The organism is Melaminivora alkalimesophila (assembly GCF_000282995.1).
Taxonomy (GTDB): Bacteria; Pseudomonadota; Gammaproteobacteria; order Burkholderiales; family Burkholderiaceae_C; genus Melaminivora; species Melaminivora alkalimesophila.
Window position 1 is genome coordinate 1 of record NZ_ALEE01000686.1, and the last position, 1,920, is coordinate 1,920.

At 71.5% G+C, this 1,920-nt stretch carries 2 protein-coding genes; one reads left to right on the forward strand and one right to left on the reverse strand.

Going from position 1 to position 1,920, the window contains the following annotated elements; all coding sequences use genetic code 11:
- A partial coding sequence (locus A612_RS13355) for an EamA family transporter (RefSeq protein WP_040436932.1) occupies positions 1 to 227 on the reverse strand: 227 nt, incomplete at its 3' end.
- Between the two features lie 170 nt (positions 228 to 397).
- On the opposite strand from A612_RS13355, the gene A612_RS13360 reads away from it, so the two are divergent.
- Complete coding sequence (locus tag A612_RS13360) at positions 398 to 1,792, forward strand: phosphomannomutase/phosphoglucomutase (protein WP_019374966.1); 1,395 nt, start codon at positions 398 to 400, stop codon at positions 1,790 to 1,792.
- The last annotated feature ends 128 nt before the right edge of the window (positions 1,793 to 1,920 follow it).

A 1,920-nucleotide genomic window follows, 5' to 3' on the forward strand; every position in this document is an offset into this window, starting at 1 on the left:
TTCCAGTGGCGGCGCAGGGCGCCCCATTGGCCCTGGCGCAGCAGCAGCGGCAGCAGGAACAGCGCCGCCAGCGCGACGCGCAGGCCGGCCGTGGGCAAGGGCCCGAATTCCACGGCGCCCAGCCGCATGAACAGGAAGGAGGCGCCCCAGAGGCTGGCGAGCAGCACGAATTCGCCCAGCCATCCGGGAAGGCCGAGGCTGGCGGGAGGGGTGGCGGCGGTGCACATGGCGGGCGTGGGGGCAGGGTGGGCGACGCGCCATTAGACGCGAAAACCGCCGAGTGCATGGCTGCGGCCAGGTCGCCGCCGGGCGGAAAGGGCGAACCTACAATGGCCGGTTGGTGCGCCTCGCCCAGGCGGGGGCGCCGGTCGATCCACGAACAAGAAAGGAAGCGTCCGTGCAGCAACAACCCTCGCCCGCCATCTTCAAGGCCTACGACATCCGGGGTGTCGTGCCCGATTCGCTGAACGAGGCGGTGGCGCGCTCCCTGGGCCGCGCCTTCGGCATGGCGGCGCGCGCCCAGGGCGAGCGCGCGGTGGCGGTGGGGCGCGACGGGCGGCTGTCGGGCCCGGCGCTGGTGGCGGCGCTCACGCAGGGGCTGGTCGAGGTGGGCATCGAGGTCATCGACGTCGGCGCCGTCACCACGCCGATGCTGTACTTTGCCGCGAGCACGCTGTGCACCAGCGGCATCCAGGTCACGGGCAGCCACAACCCCAGGGACTACAACGGCTTCAAGATGGTGCTGGCCGGGCGCGCCATCCACGGCGAGGAGATCCAGGCGCTGCGCCGTGCGATCGAGCAGCAGGCCTGGGAGGCACGCACGGGCGGCAGCGTGCGCCAGGCGGATGTGTTCCCGGCTTACCTCGAGCGCATCACGGGCGATGTGAAGCTCGCGCGGCCGATGAAGATCGTCGTGGACAGCGGCAACGGCATCGCCGGCGCCTCGGCGCCGCAGGTGTTTCGGGCGCTGGGCTGCGAAGTGATCGAGCTGTTTTCCGAGGTGGACGGCAATTTCCCGAACCACCACCCCGACCCGAGCAAGCCGGAGAACCTGCGCGACGTGATCCGCACGCTCGGGGAGACCGGCGCCGAGCTGGGCCTGGCCTTCGATGGCGACGGCGACCGGCTGGGCATCGTCACCCGGGAAGGCAACAACATCTTTCCGGACCGGCAGATGATGCTGTTTGCGCGCGACGTGCTCTCGCGTGTGCCGGGTGCGCCCATCGTCTTCGACGTGAAGTGCACGCAGCGACTGGCACCGGCCATCGTCGAGGCGGGCGGCGAACCCGTCATGTACCGCACCGGCCACTCGCTCATCAAGGCGCGCATGAGGGAACTCGGCTCGCCCCTGGGCGGCGAGATGAGCGGCCACATCTTCTTCCAGGAACGCTGGTATGGCTTCGACGACGGCACCTACGCGGGCTGCCGACTGCTGGAGATCCTGAGCCGCCACACGGATGCGGGCCGCGTGCTGGACGCTCTGCCGAGCAGCCACAGCACCCCCGAGCTGAACGTGCAGTGCGAGGAGGGCGAGCCGCACCGGCTCACGGCCGAGCTGCAGGCGCTGGCGCCCGAGGTCTTTGCCGAGCCGGCGCGCATCAGCACCATCGACGGATTGCGCGTGGATTGGCCGGACGGCTTTGGCCTGATCCGGGCGAGCAACACCACGCCGGTGCTGGTGCTGCGCTTCGAGGGCCACACGCCCGAGGCGCTGGCGCGCATCGAAGGCGAGATGCGTGCGCTGCTGGAACGGGTCAAGCCGGGGGCGCAAGCGGGGGCGGCCGGGCACTGAGGGGCGGCGCCCAGGGACCGCAGCGCGCTCGCATGTGGCGTGAATCACTGGCGCTCGGGCTGTACCGCCTGCTGGCCTGGCTGGCCGTGCCATGGGTGCGCCGGCGCCTGCGGCGGCGCGCGCGGGCC